This is a genomic window from Nesterenkonia flava (genome assembly GCF_031432335.1).
In the GTDB taxonomy this organism is placed as follows: domain Bacteria; phylum Actinomycetota; class Actinomycetes; order Actinomycetales; family Micrococcaceae; genus Nesterenkonia; species Nesterenkonia flava.
This window is the reverse complement of record NZ_JAVKGT010000095.1, coordinates 1-590: the sequence shown is the minus strand read 5'-3', so window position 1 is coordinate 590 and position 590 is coordinate 1. Positions and strand designations below refer to the sequence as shown.

Here is a 590-nt window from a genome sequence, read left to right as displayed (position 1 = left end):
AGGAAACGGCGTCCTTGTCGACCCGGAGCTGGTCGGGGTTCACCGTGCCGCCGGGAAGCAGCAGGGCGTCGTAGTCGCCCACCGAGGCGTCGGCGACCAACCCGTCGACGGTGAACGTGCCCGCTTCATCCAGGTCGTTCTTACGGGCCTTGATCTCGCCGTCGTGGATCGAGAGGACCTCGGTCTGAGCGCCTGCCCGTTCCAGTGCTTCGCGGGGTTGCTCGAGCTCGACGCGTTCGACTCCGTCCGCGGCGAGGATCGCGACTTTCCTGCCCTGCAGATCTGCTGCCATTTCAGTTTTCCTTCTTTCCGTTTGACATGCCGGGCTTGATGAGGACCTTGGTCCAACCCTTGGACCTGGCGTCGAAGTTCTTGTAGGCGTCGGCGGCTTCGTCCAACGAGATTTCGTGGGAGACGATCCAGGAAGGGGTCGCCTTGCCGGCCGCGATCAAGTCTCGCAGCTGGCGGTTGTACCGCTTGACCGGGGCTTGACCGTTGCCCATGGTCTGCCCCTTGAACCAATGTGTGCCGAAGTCGATGACTGCCTTGCCCTGCTTGGCCAATTCGCTCTTGGCCCCCGGGTCCTGGGG

At 63.6% G+C, this 590-nt stretch carries 1 protein-coding gene and 1 pseudogene; both read right to left on the bottom strand.

Features of this window, described 5'->3' with window-relative positions:
* The coding region (locus RH857_RS13635) for a DJ-1/PfpI family protein (RefSeq protein WP_310538513.1) at positions 1–292 on the bottom strand (292 nt) is incomplete at its 3' end.
* A 1-nt stretch (position 293) separates the two neighbouring features.
* Positions 294–590: pseudogene (locus RH857_RS13630) on the bottom strand (aldehyde dehydrogenase); the annotation flags it as partial.